Here is a 17,587-nt window from a genome sequence, read left to right on the forward strand (position 1 = left end):
TGTTTGCAGCTCCCTGTCAGTACGCCTGGCCGTACACGCCACGCGACTGGTCACGGACGATCTTGCCGTCCTCCAGCTCCACGACGCGTTTGCGCATGGAGTCCACGATGGCCGCGTCATGCGTGGCCATGACGACCGTGGTGCCAGTCCTGTTGATGCGGTCGAGCACCTTCATGATGCCGATGCTCGTCGCGGGGTCGATGTTGCCCGTGGGCTCGTCGGCCAGCAGGATCATGGGCCGGTTGACGAACGCGCGGGCCATGGCGACGCGCTGCTGCTCGCCGCCGGACAGCTCGTCGGGCATGCGGTGGGCCTTGCCTTCCAGGCCGACCAGCTCGATGACCTCGGGCACCACCTTGCGGATGAACCGCCGGGGCTTACCGATGACCTCGAGCGCGAACGCCACGTTCTCGTAGACGTTCTTGTTCGGGAGCAGCCTGAAGTCCTGGAACACGCAGCCGATGCGGCGGCGCAGGTGCGGCACCTTGAAGTTGGAGAGGCGGGCCAAATCCTTGCCGGCGACATGGATCGCACCGGAGTTGGGCCGCTCCTCCTTGAGGACCAGACGCAGAAACGTCGACTTGCCTGATCCCGAAGGACCGACGAGGAACACGAACTCGCCCTTGTCCACGTCTACAGATACGTGGTCGAGGGCGGGCCGGTTCTGGTTCACGTAGACCTTGGTGACATTATCGAAATGGATCACGAGAGCATCACGGCATGCCAGTCTAGGGGTCAGGACGGAAGCGAGGGTGGCACATGCCCACTTCCCGCCGCCGACCGATCGGGGGCGTCGGCTTTACTGATGATCGACGTTCCGATTGGCCAGACGACAGTCTAGGGGGAAGACTGGCATGGAACGTCCATAACGGAAACAAAACGATTGTGCGGCTAGACTTGGGGCTGTCATGAGTTGTGAACACCTCGTATGCGCGCAGTGCGCCCACCCCGTGATCGAGGGACGCTGCCCCCTGTGCCGCGCCAACAGAGAGCGGATGCACAACCACGGCTTCGCCGGGTTGTCACCCGCTCTCCTCGCCCTGCTCCTCGTCGCCCTGCTGGTGCTGACCCTGGCGGTCGAGCACCTAAGCGGTCTCTGACTCCTGCCGCCGCATCCAGCGGATCTCCGACTCGATGAACTCGTCGAGGTCGCCGTCGAGCACCGCTGAGGGGTTGCCCGCCTCCGTGCCCGTGCGCAGGTCCTTCACGATCTGGTAGGGGTGCAGCACGTAGTTGCGGATCTGCGTGCCCCACGACGTGGTCGTGGCTCCGCGCAGCTCCGACATCTTCTCCGCCTCCTCCTGCCGCTTACGCTCGAGCAGCTTGGCCTGCAGCACGTTCATCGCCGAGGCGCGGTTCTGGAGCTGGGAGCGCTCGTTCTGGCAGGACACCACGATGCCGGTCGGGAGGTGCGTGATGCGCACCGCCGAGTCGGTGGTGTTGACGCCCTGGCCGCCGGGGCCCGACGAGCGGTAGACGTCGATGCGCAGGTCGTCTTCGACGATGTCGATGTGGTCGGTCTGCTCGACGACCGGCACGATGTCGACCCCGGCGAACGAGGTCTGCCTGCGCCCCTGGTTGTCGAAGGGGCTGATGCGGACCAGCCGGTGGGTGCCGTGCTCGCCCCTGAGCGTGCCGTAGGCGTAGGGGGCCTTGATCGTGAACGTGGCCGACTTGATGCCGGCCTCCTCCGCGTAGGAGGTGTCGTAGACCTCGGTCCCGTAGCCCTTGCGCTCGGCCCATCGCAGATACATCCGCAGCAGCATCTCCGCCCAGTCGGCCGCGTCGACGCCGCCGGCCTGGGAGTTGATGGTGACGAGCGCCTCGCGGGCGTCGTATTCGCCCGAGAGCAGGGTGCGGACCTCAAGGGCGCCGATGTCGGTCTTGAGCGTCTCGAGCTCCTTGTCGGCCTCGGCGCGCGTGTCGTCGTCGCCCTCCTCGGCCGCCAGCTCGTAGAGGACGGTCAGGTCGTCGAGGCGACGCGCGACGCCCTCGACGCGGTTGAGCTCGCCCTGGAGATGGGAGAGCTTGCTGGTGACCTTCTGAGCCTGCTCGGGGTCGTCCCATAGATCGGGCGCGGCAACCTGCTGCTCCAGCTCAGCGATCTGCTTGCGCATCGCGTCGAGGTCGAGCACGTCCTGGATGCTGCGGAGCGTGCCCGCGAGCTCGTTGATCTCTTCTGCCGGATCGATGCCTGCCACGTCTCCCAAGGGTACGCGACCGTCGCGGGCCCGAATAACATGGCGAGGTGCGTGCTTACGGTCGGCGGAAGGTGCTGGCGCTCGCCGCCGGCCTGCTGGCCGCGGTGACCGCCTGCACCGGCGACGTCCAGCCGGCGTCCACCAGGTCCGCCGCCGCGCCCACGGCGACCCCGTCGCCCCCGCCCGCCGAGCTCGCCGTCACGCGGGCCGAGGCGGCCGAGGCGTTCACGCGGATCACCCTCACCGACAACAGGCTGCGGGTGGAAAACGAGCTGGACGGCCGCCTGGTGCTGGCGTCCGACCTCATGACGGGCGGGCAGGCGCAGCTCACCGTGGCGGCCTATCTGTCCACCGGCTTCGCGCCGCACCGCTACCGGTGGGGGGCGCCCACGCTCTATGTCCCCAGGTTCCCGCAGAGCGAGAAGGCCCCCTGGTTCAGCGCGCTGGCGACGCGTGACGGGCGGCCGACGCTGCTGACGTTCGCCAAGTCCGACGCCTGGCGGCTCAGCTCGGCGGCCGAGCTCCTGCCGGGGCAGCGGCTGCCGGAGATCAAGCTCGACGCCGACGGCTACGCCGCGCCGGTGCCGCCCGACGACAAGACCGTCACGATCAGCCCGCAGTACATGGGGCCCGTGCACGCCAGCGTGGCCGAGACGGGCACGGCCGGGGTGACGGCGGGGCTGGTCGCCGACGGGCCCTACACGACGGAGGTGGCCGAGCAGATCGCCACCCTGCGGGCGCAGTCGAAGGTCGACGGGCTCAGCTACGACTCGATCTTCAGCGCCGACAACTACCCGGTCTACGGGCTGCGCACGGCCGACGGCGGGGCACTGATCCAATACTCGCTGTCACGCAACACCACGACGAAGAACATGACAGACGAGTCGTACATCATTCCCGTGCCCAAGGAGGCGTCCTGGGCGCTCACCGACGCCTCGGTGCCGCGCAGCCTCAAGCTCACGGAGATCCACCAGTACGCCACCGCCGTCCCCCCGCTCAGCGCCCCCGCGCCCGCCGCGGTGATCGCCCACGACAGCGCACTCACGCGAGCGATCGGCGATTAGCAACCTAAGTTGACTGGCGTGGAACCGGTCACGTACGGTGCCGTCATGCCGGCTGAAGACATCCCCGCCCCGCAGGAGCCCGCCGACGCGCTGGCGGCCGTGGCCGCGCTGCGCCGCCTGGCCGACCGGCTGGAGGACTCCGCGGTCGAGCAGGCGATGCGGGCCGGCTGGAGCTGGCCTCAGGTCGCCGAGGCCCTCGGGGTCACGCGGCAGGCCGTCCACAAGAAGCACGCCAAGCGGCTCATCGCGGCCGGTGTCACGCTGAGGAGACGGCATTGAGCGCGATCGATCACTACCTCCAGGCCGTCATGGAGCAGGGCGAGGCCGAGGCGCGGGCGGACGGCTCCGCGGCCGTCGAGGCCTGCCATCTGCTGCTGGCGATCGCGGCCCAGGCCGGCACCGCCGCCCACACCGTCCTGACCGCGTCCGGCCTCGACCGCCGGGCGATCCGCGAGGCGCTGGACCGGGAGTTCGAGCACAGCCTGAGCGCGGCCGGGGTGTCGCTGTCGGCCTTCGACCTCCCGCGGCCGAGCGCCGACCCCGGCCGCCACCCGGGCGTCGGGGCATCCTCCCGGCTGGCCCTGGAACGCGGCCTGGCGAACGCGGAGCGCAAGAAGGACCTGCGCCCCGCCCACCTGCTGCTCGGCGTCCTGGAGGCGGAGGTGGGCACCGTCCCCCGCGCCCTCACCCTGGCCGGGGTGGAGCGCGAGGAGCTGATGCGGCAGGCACGGCAGGCGGCCGTCACCGAAAGCTGGTGACGGCGCGCCTCGGTGTGCGGTCAGGCCTCCGTGTGCGGAAGGTTGCTGGCGGCCACCAGGGTACGGATGGCGCGCAGCGCCACCGACAGGGTGGCCAGGTCGAAGTTGTCGCTCTCCCAGATCTCCGACAGCGTCTGCCTGGCCCGCGACACGGCCGCCGAGTTGGCCTTCGACCACCTGGCCAGCCGCTCCTCCGGTGACAGCCCCGGCGTGCTGTGGGCCAGCACGTCGCGGGTCAGCGAGGCGTGGGCGGCGTAGAGGTCGTCGCGCAGGGCCGAGCGGGCCATCGAGTTCCACCGGTTGTCCCTGGGCAGCGCGATGATGCGCTCCCGCAGCCGGGCGAGCTGCAGCCGGTCGGCCAGGTCGAAGTAGACCTCCGCCACCTCGTTGACCGGCCGCTCCGTCAGCGAGGCGACCTCCACCAGGTCCAGCGTGGAGTAGGCGGGCACCATGGCCGCGGCCCGCTCGGCCAGCTCCAGCGGCACTCCTCTGGCCTCGAAGGCGTCCCGGCGCTCCTCGTACGCGGTCAGGTCGGGCCCGGTCAGCAGCTTGTGGGCGTGGCCGACCAGCCCGTTGACCCCCTTCATGAAGAAGTTCACGGACCCGGCCAGGTCGAGCGGCGGACGCCGGTTGACCAGCAGCCACCGGGCGCCGCGCTCGGCCAGCTTCCTGGCCTCCAGCAGCATCGCGATCTGGGTCGCCGTGTCCACCTTGTTGTCCAGGGCCTCCACGGCCCGGTAGAAGCTGGGCAGGTCGAACACCTCACGCGCCACCAGGTACGCCCGCACGATGTCGGGCGTCGAGGCCCCGGTCTCCTCCCCGAAGCGGTACATGAACGTGGTGCCCGCCGAGTTGACCAGCTCGTTCACCACGCAGGTGGTGATGATCTCCCGTCGCAGCGGGTGCTCGTCCATGTACGTGCGGAACCGCTCCCGCAGGGCCGACGGGAAGTACGACACCAGCCACGACGCCAGGTAGGGGTCGTCGGGCAGGTCGGACCCGAGGATCTCGGCGTCGACCACCAGCTTGGTGTAGGCCAGCAGCACCGAGAACTCCGGCGCGGTCAGCCCCAGCCTGGCCTGGCGGCGCTCGGCCAGCGTCTTGTCGGACGGCAGAGCCTCCAGCTCCCGGTTGACCAGCCCCTCGCGTTCGAGCTTGCGCAGGTAGCGGGCGTGGATGTGGAGCATCTCGACCGCCTGGGCGCGGGCGGCGGCCAGGACCACGTTCTGGGCGTAGTTGTCGCGCAGCACGAGGTCGGCGACCTCGTCGGTCATCGAGGTGAAGACCTGGTTGCGCTGCTTGTCGGTCAGCTCGCCGTCGCGCACCACCTGGTCGAGCAGGATCTTGATGTTCACCTCGTGGTCGGAGGTGTCCACCCCGGCCGAGTTGTCGATGAAGTCGGTGTTGACCAGCCCGCCGTTGAGCGCGAACTCGATGCGGGCGAGCTGCGTGAAGCCCAGATTGCCGCCCTCGCCGATGACCTTGCAGCGCAGCTCGGAGGCGTTGACCCGGAGCCCGTCGTTGGCCTTGTCGCCCACGTCGATGTGCGACTCGGTGGCGGCCTTGACGTAGGTGCCGATGCCGCCGTTCCAGAGCAGGTCCACCGGGGCCCGCAGGATGGCGCTGATCAGGTCGTTGGGCGCCATGGAGGTGACGCCCTGGGCGATGCCCAGGGCCTCGCGCACCTGCGGGGGGATCTGGATGGACTTGGCCGTGCGCGGGAAGACGCCGCCGCCGGGCGAGATCAGCGAGGTGTCGTAGTCCTCCCACGAGCTGCGCGGCAGCTCGAACAGCCGCTGCCGCTCGGCGAACGAGCGGGCCGGGTCGGGTGAGGGGTCCACGAAGATGTGGCGGTGGTCGAACGCGGCCACCAGCCGGATGTGCTGCGACAGCAGCATGCCGTTGCCGAACACGTCGCCCGACATGTCGCCGATCCCGGCCACGGTGAAGTCGGTGCTCTGGACGTCGAGGCCCGTGGTCCGGAAGTGGTATTTCACCGACTCCCAGGCGCCGCGGGCGGTGATGCCCATGGCCTTGTGGTCGTAGCCGATCGAGCCGCCGGAGGCGAAGGCGTCGCCGAGCCAGAAGCCGTACTCCTTGGCCACGCTGTTGGCGATGTCGGAGAAGGTGGCGGTGCCCTTGTCGGCGGCGACCACGAGGTAGGTGTCGTCGCCGTCGTGACGGACCACGTCGGGCGGGGGCACGACCTTGCCGTCCACGAGGTTGTCGGTGACGTCGAGCAGGCCGGAGATGAACATCCGGTAGCAGGCCACGCCCTCGGCGAGCATGTCTTCCCGCGTACCGGACTTTGGCGGATGCTTCACGACAAATCCGCCCTTAGACCCGGTCGGCACAATAACGGTATTTTTCACCATCTGTGCCTTAACCAGACCAAGAATCTCCGTACGGAAGTCTTCCATTCGGTCAGACCACCGCAAACCACCCCGCGCGACTTTCCCGAACCTCAGATGCACACCTTCGACCCGGGGCGAGTACACGAATATCTCGAACTTCGGCCGCGGCAACGGCAGCACACTGATGGCCTGCGGATCGAATTTGAGCGAAATGTACGGTTTGCGCTCTCCATCCACCGTTTGGAAGTAGTTGGTGCGCAATGTCGCCTGAATCATCTCCAGGTACGCCCGCAGAATGCGGTCCTCGTCCAGCGAGGCCACCTCGTCCAGCGCCCCGAGGATCTCCTCGTTGAGCGCCTCCACCAGGTCCACCCGCACGTCCTCGCCCCGCCGCGGATCCAGCTTGGCCTCGAACAGGCGGACGAGCAGGCGCGCCAGGCGCACGTTGCCCCTGAGCACCCGCTCCATGTAGAGCTGCGAGAACGTGCTGCCGGCCTGGCGCAGGTATTTGGCGTACGCCCGCAGGATCTCGACCTGCTCCCAGGTCAGCCCGCCGGTCAGGATGAGCGCGTTGAAGTCGTCGGCCTGCACCCGGCCCTTCCACAGGGCGGTGAGCCCCTCCTGGAAGAGCCGCTTGAAGTCGTTCCTGTCGACCTCTTCCGACGGCGTGTAGCGCAGCCCGAAGTCGTAGATCCAGGCGTTCTTGGTGGCGGGGTCGTTGTCGCGGTCGATCTCGTAGGGCCGCTCGTCCACGACCTCCACGCCGAGCCGCTGGATGAGCGGCAGCGCGTGGGAGAGCGAGATGGGCGAACCCACCTTGTAGATCTTGAGCCGCCGCTCCCCCTCGGTCGCGTCGTACGGCTCGTAGAGGTTGATCTCGACCCGCTCGCCGTCGCCGTCCTCGACGAGCCGCTCCAGCCGACGCAGGTCGACCACGGCCACCTTGGGCGGGAAGTCCGCTTTGTAACCTTCCGGGAACGCGGAGGCGTACCGGCGGATGAGCGCGGGCGCCTCGACCTCGGAGGTCATCTCCCCCAGCGCGGCGGCCAGGTCGTCCTCCCAGGAGCGGGTGATGGCCGCCAGGCGGGCCTCCAGCTCCTCCACGTCCACGCTCGGCGGCGGGAGCTGCTTGCCCCGCGCACCCCGCACGACCACGTGCAGCCGCGCCAGGACCGACTCGCCGATCATGGCGCTGTAGTCGAGCGACGCGCCGCCCAGGGCCTTGATCAGCACCTCCTGCATCTTCAGCCGCACCTTGGTGGTGTAGCGGTCGCGCGGCAGGTAGATCAGGCAGGAGATGTAACGGCCGTAGTCGTCGCGCCGCAGGAAGAGCTTGACCTGCTTGCGCTCGCGCAGCCGCAGCACGCCCAGCGCGATCGGCAGGAGCTGCTCGACCGAGGTCTGGAACAGCTCGTCACGCGGGAACGTCTCGAGGATCTCGATCAGGTCCTTGCCGTCGTGGCTGTCGGGCGCCAGGCCGGCCTGGTCGAGCACGCCGCCCAGCTTGCGCCGCAGCACGGGGATCCTGGAGATCGACTCGTTGTAGGCCACGTGCGTGAACAGGCCGAGGAAGCGCCGCTCCCCGACCACCTCGCCCTCGGGCGAGAACAGCTTGACCCCGATGTAGTCGAGGTAGGTGGCCCGGTGCACGGTGGCCCTGGAGTTGGCCTTCGTGATGATCATGAGATGCTTCTCGCGCGCCTTGGCCCGCACCTCGGCGGGCAGCGCCGCGAAGCTCTCGGAGCCGACCTTGTCGTCGCGCAGGATGCCCAGCGCCGCCCCGGGCAGCGCGCGCAGCGTCTCGCCCTCGTCGCTCTCCTCGAGCCGGTATTCGCGGTAGCCGAGGAAGGTGAAGTGCCCGTCGGCGAGCCAGCGCATGAGGTCGATGCTGTCCTCGACCTCCGCGGGCTCCAGCGGCGGCGGGTTCATGCTCAGGTCTTCCGCGGTCTGTACGGCCAGCGCCCGCATCTTCCTGAAGTCCTCGACCGCGTGGCGCACGTCGTTGAGCACCCGCTCCAGGTCGGCCTCGAGCTCCTTGAGCGCCTCGGGGTCGCCCTGCCGGTCGACCTCGATGTGCATCCAGGACTCGAGCAGCATCTGGCCGGTGACGTCTTCCTGGCCCCGGCCGAGCATCCGGCCCGTCATGTCGCGGCGGACCCGCATCTGGGGGTGGACCACCAGGTGGATGCCCAGGTCGTGCCTGTCGAGCTCCATCGTGACCGAGTCGACCAGGAAGGGCATGTCGTCGGTGACCACCTCGACGACCGAGTGCCCCGGGTCCCAGCCGTTCTCGTCGAGCGTGGGGGTGTAGGCCCGGACCACCGCCCTGCCCTGGGGGCGGAGTTCCGCGAGCCGTCTCTGGGACATCGCGGGGCCGTACACGTCAACGGGGTTGCGGGCGAGCAGGTCCTCCGGTGCGACATGCCGGTAGTAGAACCGAAGAAAGGACAGAGCCTCCTCGGTGCTCACATGTTCGCTGCTCACCGCGCAACTCTCGGCGGCTCGCTGGAGCAGCTCATCCTTGGCCTCGTCGAGCGGCATTTCGCTCTCACTCCTTTGTGAGGGTTCGCCAGGACCGTTCATAGCCTGGCTCTTAGATCCCACAGCAGCGGGAAGTAATGCATGCCCGTCCTGCTGTGCAGGTAAGGGGCGCCCGTCGAGCCTCCTGTGCCCGACTTGGTGCCGATCTGGCGTTCGACCATCTGGACATGGCGCATACGCCACAGCGCGGCGAGTTCGTCGTGCGTCAGCAGGTCCTCGGCGAGTTGCCACAGGTCGTCGTGAGACCCGCGATCCCTTGCCACGGCCAGCAGCGAGTCCATGGTCTCTTCGTCGTCGGAGACCGCGAGGTCACGCCGGGAGAGGGCGGCGAGATAAGCATCCCACAGGGTGGGCTCCGCCAGCCTGCGGCGCAGCCTGGCGAGCTCCTCCTCGCTGATGTTCCGGAACTTGCCGAGATAGGCCGGGTCCTTGCGGCCCGACAGGAACTCCAGCTCGCGGAACTGCACCGACTGGAAGCCGCTGGCGGGCGCCAGCTTGGCGCGGAACTCCAGGAAGTCCTGGGGCGTCATCGTCTCCAGGACCTCGATCTGCTCGACCAGCACCCGCTCGACCGCGTGCACCCGCTTGAACAGGTGCCTGGCCAGCCACAGCTCACCCGCGAACATGGCGTCACGGGCCGCCTCCAGCTCGTGGAGCAGCAGTTTGAACCACAGCTCGTAGACCTGGTGAATGGTGATGAAGAGCAGCTCGTCGGGAGCCTGCGACTGCGGCTGCTGCTGAGCGAGGAGCTCGGGCAGGCGAAGGTAGCCGCCGTACGACAGCCGGCCACCTTCCTCGCCGAACCGCCGACGCGGGGGCCCGGGCGCATCACCGTCGATGCCGCCCATGAACACCTCCCCCTGACCGCCCGGTCACGCGGGACCGGGCGCAACGCCTCGCCGTACCGATACCACCCGAAAAGGGCATAGACGTCAACGTGACATCGACATCGGGGGATCGTCGCCTGAGGTGGAGGGGGCGTTCTTGAGCTCGTCGAGCTGATCCGGCAGCTCGGCAAGCTCGATGAGCTCCGCCTGGCATTGCTCGCACGTATCGAGGTGGCGTTCGAACGCCTCGTGCTCCTCTTCGTCGAGGACACCGAGGACATAGGCGGCCACCCCGTCATGCATCAGCCGGCTACCCCCTTGTCCCGCAGCAGTTCGCGGAGAGCCCGGATCCCGTAGTAGAGCCGGGACTTCACCGTGCCCGGCGGGATCCCCAGAATCGCCGCCGCCTCACTTATCGTACGGTCTCGGAGGTAAGTCTGCTCAATCACTTCGCGGTGTTCTTCGGACAGGCTTCGGAGGGCGTCAGCGACGACCATCGCCGATAACGCCCGCTCCGAGCCGTCCGGCACCGCCATCATGTCGACTTCGGGTGGCTCGACCTCCTGAGGTCGGACACTCTTCCGCCGACGTCCGTCAATGACTATGCGACGGGCCACTGTAAGCAGCCACGCCCATATGAGGCTCGGTTCCCATTGCAGTCTTGCCGAGTTCCGCCAGGCCCGGACGAGCGTCTCCTGCACCACGTCTTCGGCCCACTGAAGGTCGTTACCTGTGGATTTGCGGACGTGTCGCAGCAGAGGGCCGCCGAACTCCTGGTAAAGCACCGCAATGCGATGCTCCGCCTCGGCATCCGCACTCTCGAACCTGCCGTCGAGGTGACCTAGCACGGGGCACATCTTTACACCTTCGTTATCCAAGCGGTAGCCACTCCGATAACTCCAGTCATTTCTAACTATCTCCGGCCATAGCCTGAACCTTGCCGGGGGTACCCACGTACCTCCGACCATGCACAGGCTTTTGCGCGGCGAGATGTTCATGCTCGGCGGCTTCGTCGTCGCCGCGGCAGCGACGATCGCGCTGGTCATGCCGCCGTCCATCGATCCCGCGGCGGCCCAATGGACGCAGACGTCATCGGGGCCTCTCACGGCCGCCGACCGTGACCTGCTCGTCAAGGTACGTCAGGCGGGCCTCTGGGAGATGCCCGTCGGCGAGTACGCCCAGACGCGCGCAGAGTCCCAGCGAGTCAAGGAAGTCGGCAGGCTCATCAACAAGGAGCACATGGAGCTCGACCTGATCACCCGTCAGGTCGCCAAGAAGCTCGGCGTCGCCCTGCCCGACGAACCCAACGCCGACCAGCAACGCTGGATGGCGCAGCTGGCCGCGGAGAGCGGGCCGGCCTTCGACAAGGACTTCGCGAACCTGTTGCGTGCCGCGCACGGAAAGGTCTTCACCGTCGTGGCGGGCGTCCGGTCCGGGACGCGCAACTCAGAGATCAGGAAGTTCGCCTCCGAAGGCATCAACTACGTCATGCGCCACATGTCGTACCTGGAGTCCACCGGTCTGGTGAACCACAACGATCTGCCCGAACCCCCGACGCCAGCACCCGCTCCACCCGTCGCAATGGCGGTCGATACTAGGAGACACACATGAGGAGATCCAGACGCATGGCCGCGGCCATGTCCGCTTTGGCCATAGCGGCAGGCGGACTGGTGTCCGCGGCCGTCATCGGAGTCGCAACCCCGGCCATCGCCGACCACTGCGACCCGGCGGAGGCCACGCAGTCACCTCAGGCACAGCAGAACAACCGGCAGGGCCAGCAGGACCAGGACCAGGGGCAAGGCCAGGACGACCAGGGCCAGAACCAGGACCAGGGACAGCAGCAGGACCAAGGCCAGCAGCAGGACCAGGACCAGGACCAGGGCCAGAACCAGGACCAGGGTCAGCAACAGGACCAGCAGGGACAGCAGGACCAGAACCAGGACCAGCAGGGGCAGCAGCAGGACCAGGACCAGGGACAGCAGCAGGACCAGGGTCAGAACCAGGACCAAGGGCAGAACCAGGGCCAGGACCAAGGCCAGGGCCAGGACCCTGACGCCGACGCCGCCCAGCCGGAGGAGAGCGCCTCGACGTTCTCGCGGCGCGGGAACAACCGCCCCCGGCCGAGCCAGAGCCCGACGCAGAGCCCGAGCCCCTCGCCCTCCCCGACCGCGACCGGCGGCGCCGAGGAAGAGTGCGCCGACCTGGGCCCGTTCCCCGAGGACTTCGTCGACATCCGCCAGGTGCAGGGCAACGGCGGTCTGCTGAACCCGCGCTTCGGCAGGAACGGCTCGCGCGGCTCGTTCGTCTCCCAGTGCGGCACGAACCGTAACGGTCACAACAACCCGGACAACTTCATCGTCGCCCCCGGCGTGAGCAACGGGGCCCACCACCTGCACGACTACGTGGGCAACCTGTCGACGGACGCGTTCTCCACCGACGAGAGCCTGGACGCCGCGGGGACGACCTGCCGGCAGGGCGACAAGTCCACGTACTTCTGGCCGGTGCTCAGAGACCGCAAGTCGGACGCCAACTCCGCCGACCCCGACGGCAACGTCGGCCAGGTGCTGCGCGCCCGCAACGTGACGCTCCAGTTCCGCGGCAACGCCTCCTCCAGGGTCGTCGCCATGCCGAGGTTCCTCAGGGTGATCACCGGTGACGCCAAGGCGGCCACGAACGGCACCGCCAACGCCCGCGCCGCCTGGAGCTGCTCGGGCTTCCAGAACCGTGTAACTCCGGACAAATACCCGCTTTGCCCGCGCGGCAGCCAAGTCCTCCGTATTCTGGACTTCCCCAGCTGCTGGGACGGTCAGAACACCGATAGCGCGAACCACCGGACCCACATCGTCTTCCCTGATCAGAACGGTGCCTGCCCCCAGGGCACCAGGGCAGTTCCGCAACTCCGCATGACCCTGTCGTACACCGTGCCGCAGGGACCCTCATTCGCCCTGGACGCCTTCCCGGAGCAGAAGCACAACCCTGTGACCGACCATGCCGACTTCGCCAACGTCATGCCAGACCGGCTGATGCAGACCGTCGTCTCCTGCATCAACCGGGGCCGCCGTTGCTGACCTGAACGCCCTCACAGGCGCCCAGCCTTCCGAGTCGCACCCTCACCCGACCTTGGAGGGAATTGATGCTCCACAGACGACACCCCCGGCACGCCCCCACCAAGCTGGATTCCCGCAGTTTCCGGCTGGGGGCGAGCGCCGCGATCATGGCCATTCTGTTGTCGGCGTTCGCGCTGACCAGGACGGAGCGTGGCATCGCGATGCTCGGCCAAGGGGTCGGCTTCCTCGAGTTCTACGCGGGCGTGTTCGCCCTGGTGCTGCTGACCGCGACCGTCGCGCTCGGCCTGATCACCACCGAACGCGTCTTCCTGTCACCGGCCAACCGGGTCAGGGCCCAGCTCGCCCACCGAGCCACCGCGCTCATCGGGCTGGGCTACCTGATCACGCACATCACCCTGATGATCAGCTTGGGGCACGTGCCGCTGGGGGCGGCCGTCGTGCCGGTGGCCGGGCTCTATGTGGCGCTCGGCACGCTGGCCTTCGATCTGATGATCGTGGCCGTGGTGACAGGAATGCTCCGGGGGCGGTTCGCCGTACGGAACAGGCCATGGATCTGGCGGGTGCTCCACTCCGCCGCCTACCTGGCCTGGCCCGTCGGCATCATGCACGGATTGACGGCCGGCCGTCCGCCGGCCGGTTGGGTGGCCTGGTCGTACGTGGCCAGCATGGCGGCGGTCGGCGGCGCGCTGATCGTCCGCGTGCTGGCCTCGCTGCGCCGGCCGCCCGTCGTACCCGAAGTGGTCGTAGGACCCGCGGTGACCTCCGCCGCCGCCGCGGGCGTACCAGTGGAACGGCCGCAGAAGGCTCCGGTTCCCGCCGGGGTGGCGGCGGCCCAAGGCAACGCACCCGTGAGCCTCGCGGAGGCTCGGCGCAGATATCGGGAGGCCGGATGAGCCTGATCGCAGCTACCCAGGAGCGACCGTGATTCCGGCTCGAGTGCCACGGGTGCTGCGCATGGGTCCAGCCCGGCTGACCGCCGGGCTGGACCATTGCCGGCGCCTCGACCTGCCCGCCCACCGCACCCTCCACGGCGTCCTTGAGCCGCGGGAACTGGGCGAGCTGATGGCCTACGCCAACGAGGTCGACATGCGCGGCCGCGGCGGCGCGGCGTTCCCGTTCGCGCGCAAGCTGCGGGCCGTCGCCGACGCGGCGAAGGGCGGCGACTGCGTCGTCCTCATCAACGGGGCGGAGGGTGAGCCGGCCAGTTCCAAGGACGCCATGATGCTCACCCGGAACCCCCACCTGGTGCTCGACGGCGCGGTGCTGGCCGCCGAGGCGCTCGGCGCCCGCGAGGTCGTCCTCGCCACCGCCGGTGGCGAGGTCGCCGAGGCGTCCGTCAACGCCGCCGTGGCCGAGCGCCGCGCCGCCAACATCGCGGGCGGTGCGGAGAGCCGCATCCCGATCAGGGTGGTCGGGATCAAGGAGCGGTTCATCTCCGGCGAGGGCGGCGCGCTCGTCAAGGCCGTGAACGGGGAGGAGGGCATTCCTCCCGGCAGGAAGAAGCGCGCCGCGACGAGCGGCGTGGACGGGCTGCCGACCCTGCTGTCCAACACCGAGACGTACGCGCAGTTCGCACTGCTGGCCGAGTACGGCCCCGAGAAGTACGCCGAGGTGGGCACCAGCAAGGAGCCGGGCACGATCCTGCTCACCGTCAGCGGCGGCGCGGCCCACGGCGCCGTCATCGAGACACCCACGGGCGCCCTGCTCGCCGACGTCCTCGCCCTGTGCGAGGCGGATGTCGGCGAGGGGGTGCTCATCGGCGGTTACCACGGCGCGTGGCTGTCCGCCGAGGCCGCCCAGACGGCCGTCATCTCCCGCGAGGGCATGAAGGCGGCCGGGGCCACGCTGGGGGCCGGCATCATCGTCCCGCTCGGCGAGACCACGTGCCCGCTGGGCGAGGCCGCCCGGGTCGCGTCCTATCTGGCGGCCGAGTCGGCGGGCCAGTGCGGCCCGTGCCGGCTGGGCCTGCCGGACATGGCCAGGGCCGTCAACGCCCTGGTCGAGGGCACGGGTTCGGTGGACGCGGTACGCCGCTCCGTACGCGTCGTCGAGCGCCGCGGCGCCTGCTTCCACCCCGACGGCACGGCCAAGTTCGTGCTGTCGGCGATGGACGCGTTCGAGACCGAGATCGCGACCCACCTGGAGCACGGCTCCTGCGGCCGCCCGGTACGCGGCGTGCTGCCGATGCCCGAGCACGAGGCCGAGGCCGAATACCGGCTGGAGGTCGACTGGTCCCGCTGCGTGGGCCACGGGCTGTGCGCGCACCTGCTGCCGGAGTTCGTGGACCTGGACGACTACGGGTTCCCCTCGTTCAGGAAGATCCCGGCCTTCATGGCCAAGGAGGCGCGGCGGGCCGTCGACATGTGCCCGGCGCTGGCCCTGAGGCTGGCCCAGACCACCGGGGACGGCCACGGGCCGGGCCCGAAGCCGGCGGCCTCGCCGCTGCGGCTGGTCAAGGACGGGACGCTCAAGAAGTCCGGGGAGAGCACGCCGCGCCTCGCGCGCCTGGGCGTCCCCCGGATCTCGAAAGTCGGAGGGACGGCCGGGTGATCCGGAAGTGATGGAGATGTGACCAACCCGGCGGATCTCCCACGCGTCTCATCGATGGTTGTCCACGATCTTCGGGGAGGCGCTTTGGACCGCCGTGATTTTCTGCACGCCGCCGCACTCGCCCCGCTGGCACTCTCCGCGCCTCCGCCCGTCTGGGCCAGGCTGCGGGGACGGCTCGCGGGCACACTCGTGTTGCCGGGCGACGCCGGATACGGCGCCGCCCGCCGCCTGTACAACCCGGCCTACGACCGGATCAGGCCCGCCGCGGTCGCCTACTGCGCGAGTGCGGCGGACGTCTCGGCGTCCCTGGCGTTCGCGCGCTCCAACGGCGTGCCGGTGACCTCCCGTTCAGGAGGCCATTCCTACGCGGGCTGGTCCACCGGCACCGGGCTGGTGATCGACGTGTCCAGGATGAACGCGATCTCCTACGCCCGCGGCCGGGCCACGGTCGGCGCGGGCGCCAAGCTGATCGACGTCTACGACCGGCTCTCGCGCCACGGCGTGAGCGTTCCCGCCGGCACCTGTCCCACCGTCGGCATCGCGGGCCTCACGCTGGGCGGCGGGCTCGGCGTGGTGTCCAGGCGGCACGGCCTCACCTGCGACGTCCTGGAGTCCGTACGCGTCGTCACCGCCGACGGCCGCCTGCTGACCTGCGACGCCCGGCACCACGCCGGGCTCTACTGGGCCTGCAGGGGCGGTGGCGGCGGCAACTTCGGCGTGGCGGTGTCCTTCACCTTCCGGACCCACGAGGCCCGCGACCTCACCGTCTTCTTCCTGCGCTGGCCGTGGTCCAAGGCACGGGCGGCGGTGCGGGCGTGGCAGTCGTGGGGGCCGTCGGCGCCGGACGAGCTGTGGTCGTCGCTGCACCTGACCCGCTCGGCGGGCGGGCTGGGCGTGGAGATCGTCGGGGCCTACGCGGGCCGCAAGGCGGCGCTGGGCCGGCTGCTGGCCCCGCTCGTCGCCGAGGTGGGCCGGCCGTCGTCCCGTTCGGTGCGCACGGTGTCGCACCTGGAGGCCATGAAGATCATGGGCGGCTGCTCGTCGATGTCGGTGGCCGAGTGCCGGCGGATCCCGCGGACGGCGTTCTCGGCCAAGTCGCACCTGGCCTACCGGGCGCTGCCGGCGGACGGGGTGCGGGCTCTGGTGGACGGGATGGAGCGCGGCGGGCGGCATTCGGTGTTGCTGGACGCCATGGGAGGCGCGATCGGCCGGATCGCGCCGACGGCCACGGCGTTCGCGCATCGGGCGGCGCTTTATAGCGTGCAGTATTACAACGAGGGCATGGGCCGGGGATGGTTGCGCGGAATCCATTCCGACATGTCCCGATATTTCGGCGATCACGCCTATGTGAATTACATTGATCAAGATTTACGGAATTGGCGCAACGCCTACTACGGCGCCAACGCGGCACGGCTGGCCGAGGTGAAGGCGACCTACGACCCCGACCGGCTGTTCCGGCTGCCGCAGGGCTTCTAGACGACCTTGCCCCGGACGTACACGGGCTCGCCGACCTTCACCAGCTCGTACAGGCGCTGCGACGTCGTCAGCGGGACACGTACGCAGCCGTGGGAGGCCGGACGCAGGGGCACCTTCGTGGAGCCGTGCATGGCGATGCCGCCCACGAAGTAGAGCGAGTTGAACATCGAGCCCAGCCGCCCGGTCGTCCAGCCGGGCGAGCGCGTGGTGACGCGGAAGTCCCCCACCGGCGTGATGGCGTTGCCGCAGTGGCCGTTCTCGCAGTAGCTGACCTCGGCGCCGGACGAGATGTGCGAGATCAGCACGGGTCGGCCGTGGCGGAAGACGGTGAGGAGCTGGTCGCGCAGGTTGATCTCGACCCGGCTCGAGCCGCCGCCCGGCACCAGTGGCCGCTTGCGCGCCGGCCGTTCCAGGGCCGCCCACATCCTGGGCCCGACCTCGCCCTGCGGCATCAGCCGCCGGTTCTTCTGGAAGGCCCAGACCGCGAACTTGGTCTGCTCGTCGTAGACCCCGTGGATCCTGCCGAAGTAGTAGTGGCCGGCGTGCAGCCGCCGCTGCAGCGTCTTGACGTCCTCGCCGCGGTCGCCGGGCCGCAGCACCAAAGCGTCCGCCCCGGCGGCCGACGACGTGAACAGAAACGGCAGCCCGATCGCGCAGGCGGCAATTCCGGAAAGCATTCTCCTCATGAATCAACGCGTACCCAGAACGCCGTGAATTCCATCTCATAAAGAGTTTTTGTCAAGCAAAG

Annotated in this window: 16 protein-coding genes; 9 read left to right on the forward strand and 7 right to left on the reverse strand. The window is 69.1% G+C overall.

Translation table 11 applies throughout. The features are described 5' to 3' along the window. Window positions 1-16 precede the first annotated feature (16 nt). A complete protein-coding gene (gene ftsE, locus AB0I15_RS19330) occupies window positions 17-706 on the reverse strand; it encodes a cell division ATP-binding protein FtsE (protein WP_358096847.1) in 690 nt (229 codons plus the stop codon). Window positions 707-908: 202 nt separating this feature from the next. Here ftsE and AB0I15_RS19335 point away from each other — a divergent pair, with 202 nt between their 5' ends. Then, window positions 909-1,100 (forward strand): hypothetical protein, encoded by a 192-nt coding sequence (locus AB0I15_RS19335; RefSeq protein WP_358096850.1) that lies wholly within the window; start codon window positions 909-911, stop codon window positions 1,098-1,100. On the opposite strand, the gene prfB is transcribed toward AB0I15_RS19335, so the two are convergent. Continuing rightward, a complete protein-coding gene (gene prfB / locus AB0I15_RS19340; protein ID WP_358096852.1) occupies window positions 1,086-2,201 on the reverse strand; it encodes a peptide chain release factor 2 in 1,116 nt (371 codons plus the stop codon). The genes AB0I15_RS19335 and prfB overlap by 15 nt on opposite strands. A gap of 47 nt (window positions 2,202-2,248) precedes the next feature. Between prfB and AB0I15_RS19345 the strand changes: the two genes are divergently transcribed. From AB0I15_RS19345 to AB0I15_RS19355, 3 genes are read left to right on the forward strand one after another with little or no spacing between them, the layout of a single operon-like run. Further along, complete coding sequence (locus tag AB0I15_RS19345) at window positions 2,249-3,265, forward strand: hypothetical protein (protein WP_358096855.1); 1,017 nt, start codon at window positions 2,249-2,251, stop codon at window positions 3,263-3,265. 45 nt (window positions 3,266-3,310) lie between these two features. Then, a complete protein-coding gene (locus AB0I15_RS19350; protein ID WP_358096857.1) occupies window positions 3,311-3,544 on the forward strand; it encodes a hypothetical protein in 234 nt (77 codons plus the stop codon). After that, window positions 3,541-4,023: a Clp protease N-terminal domain-containing protein gene (locus tag AB0I15_RS19355; RefSeq protein ID WP_358096860.1), complete on the forward strand. Its 483-nt coding sequence runs from the start codon at window positions 3,541-3,543 to the stop codon at window positions 4,021-4,023. The genes AB0I15_RS19350 and AB0I15_RS19355 overlap by 4 nt, the downstream gene beginning before the upstream one ends. Window positions 4,024-4,043: 20 nt before the next feature. On the opposite strand, the gene AB0I15_RS19360 is transcribed toward AB0I15_RS19355, so the two are convergent. From AB0I15_RS19360 to AB0I15_RS19375, 4 genes are all read right to left on the reverse strand, one after another. After that, a complete protein-coding gene (locus AB0I15_RS19360; protein WP_358096863.1) occupies window positions 4,044-8,918 on the reverse strand; it encodes an NAD-glutamate dehydrogenase in 4,875 nt (1,624 codons plus the stop codon). A 38-nt stretch (window positions 8,919-8,956) separates the two neighbouring features. Then, window positions 8,957-9,766 carry a tryptophan 2,3-dioxygenase family protein gene (locus AB0I15_RS19365; protein ID WP_358096866.1) on the reverse strand — a complete coding sequence of 270 codons (810 nt, stop codon included), beginning with the start codon at window positions 9,764-9,766 and terminating at the stop codon, window positions 8,957-8,959. Between the two features lie 84 nt (window positions 9,767-9,850). Beyond that, complete coding sequence (locus AB0I15_RS19370; RefSeq protein WP_358096869.1) at window positions 9,851-10,048, reverse strand: zf-HC2 domain-containing protein; 198 nt, start codon at window positions 10,046-10,048, stop codon at window positions 9,851-9,853. After that, entirely contained in the window at window positions 10,048-10,593 is a 546-nt protein-coding gene (locus AB0I15_RS19375) for a sigma-70 family RNA polymerase sigma factor (protein WP_358096872.1), read from the reverse strand. Before AB0I15_RS19375 ends, AB0I15_RS19370 begins: the two co-directional genes overlap by 1 nt. A 118-nt stretch (window positions 10,594-10,711) precedes the next feature. On the opposite strand from AB0I15_RS19375, the gene AB0I15_RS19380 reads away from it, so the two are divergent. From AB0I15_RS19380 to AB0I15_RS19400, 5 genes are all read left to right on the forward strand, one after another. After that, on the forward strand, window positions 10,712-11,356 hold the full coding sequence (locus tag AB0I15_RS19380; RefSeq protein WP_358096875.1) for a DUF4142 domain-containing protein: 645 nt from the start codon (window positions 10,712-10,714) through the stop codon (window positions 11,354-11,356). Then, complete coding sequence (locus tag AB0I15_RS19385) at window positions 11,353-12,813, forward strand: DUF1996 domain-containing protein (RefSeq protein ID WP_358096877.1); 1,461 nt, start codon at window positions 11,353-11,355, stop codon at window positions 12,811-12,813. The genes AB0I15_RS19380 and AB0I15_RS19385 overlap by 4 nt, the downstream gene beginning before the upstream one ends. Window positions 12,814-12,878: 65 nt before the next feature. After that, a complete protein-coding gene (locus AB0I15_RS19390; protein ID WP_358096879.1) occupies window positions 12,879-13,706 on the forward strand; it encodes a ferric reductase-like transmembrane domain-containing protein in 828 nt (275 codons plus the stop codon). A gap of 28 nt (window positions 13,707-13,734) precedes the next feature. Then, window positions 13,735-15,363 (forward strand): NADH-ubiquinone oxidoreductase-F iron-sulfur binding region domain-containing protein, encoded by a 1,629-nt coding sequence (locus AB0I15_RS19395; protein ID WP_358096881.1) that lies wholly within the window; start codon window positions 13,735-13,737, stop codon window positions 15,361-15,363. Window positions 15,364-15,447: 84 nt separating this feature from the next. Beyond that, window positions 15,448-16,839, forward strand: a complete 1,392-nt coding sequence (locus AB0I15_RS19400; protein ID WP_358096884.1) for an FAD-binding oxidoreductase — start codon at window positions 15,448-15,450, stop codon at window positions 16,837-16,839. On the opposite strand, the gene AB0I15_RS19405 is transcribed toward AB0I15_RS19400, so the two are convergent. Then, entirely contained in the window at window positions 16,836-17,525 is a 690-nt protein-coding gene (locus AB0I15_RS19405) for a L,D-transpeptidase family protein (RefSeq protein ID WP_358096886.1), read from the reverse strand. The genes AB0I15_RS19400 and AB0I15_RS19405 overlap by 4 nt on opposite strands. Window positions 17,526-17,587: the final 62 nt, after the last annotated feature.

The organism is Nonomuraea sp. NPDC050643 (genome assembly GCF_040654715.1).
In the GTDB taxonomy this organism is placed as follows: Bacteria; Actinomycetota; Actinomycetes; order Streptosporangiales; family Streptosporangiaceae; genus Nonomuraea.

Excerpts from the sequence above, each read along its gene's own strand:
- AB0I15_RS19370 (WP_358096869.1), bottom strand. The coding sequence starts at position 10,048 with ATGCATGACGGGGTGGCCGCCTATGTCCTCGGTGTCCTCGACGAAGAG.
- AB0I15_RS19360 (WP_358096863.1), bottom strand. The coding sequence starts at position 8,918 with ATGCCGCTCGACGAGGCCAAGGATGAGCTGCTCCAGCGAGCCGCCGAG.
- AB0I15_RS19385 (WP_358096877.1), top strand. The coding sequence starts at position 11,353 with ATGAGGAGATCCAGACGCATGGCCGCGGCCATGTCCGCTTTGGCCATA.
- AB0I15_RS19380 (WP_358096875.1), top strand. The coding sequence starts at position 10,712 with ATGCACAGGCTTTTGCGCGGCGAGATGTTCATGCTCGGCGGCTTCGTC.
- AB0I15_RS19350 (WP_358096857.1), top strand. The coding sequence starts at position 3,311 with ATGCCGGCTGAAGACATCCCCGCCCCGCAGGAGCCCGCCGACGCGCTG.
- AB0I15_RS19335 (WP_358096850.1), top strand. The coding sequence starts at position 909 with ATGAGTTGTGAACACCTCGTATGCGCGCAGTGCGCCCACCCCGTGATC.
- AB0I15_RS19390 (WP_358096879.1), top strand. The coding sequence starts at position 12,879 with ATGCTCCACAGACGACACCCCCGGCACGCCCCCACCAAGCTGGATTCC.
- AB0I15_RS19365 (WP_358096866.1), bottom strand. The coding sequence starts at position 9,766 with ATGGGCGGCATCGACGGTGATGCGCCCGGGCCCCCGCGTCGGCGGTTC.
- AB0I15_RS19405 (WP_358096886.1), bottom strand. The coding sequence starts at position 17,525 with ATGAGGAGAATGCTTTCCGGAATTGCCGCCTGCGCGATCGGGCTGCCG.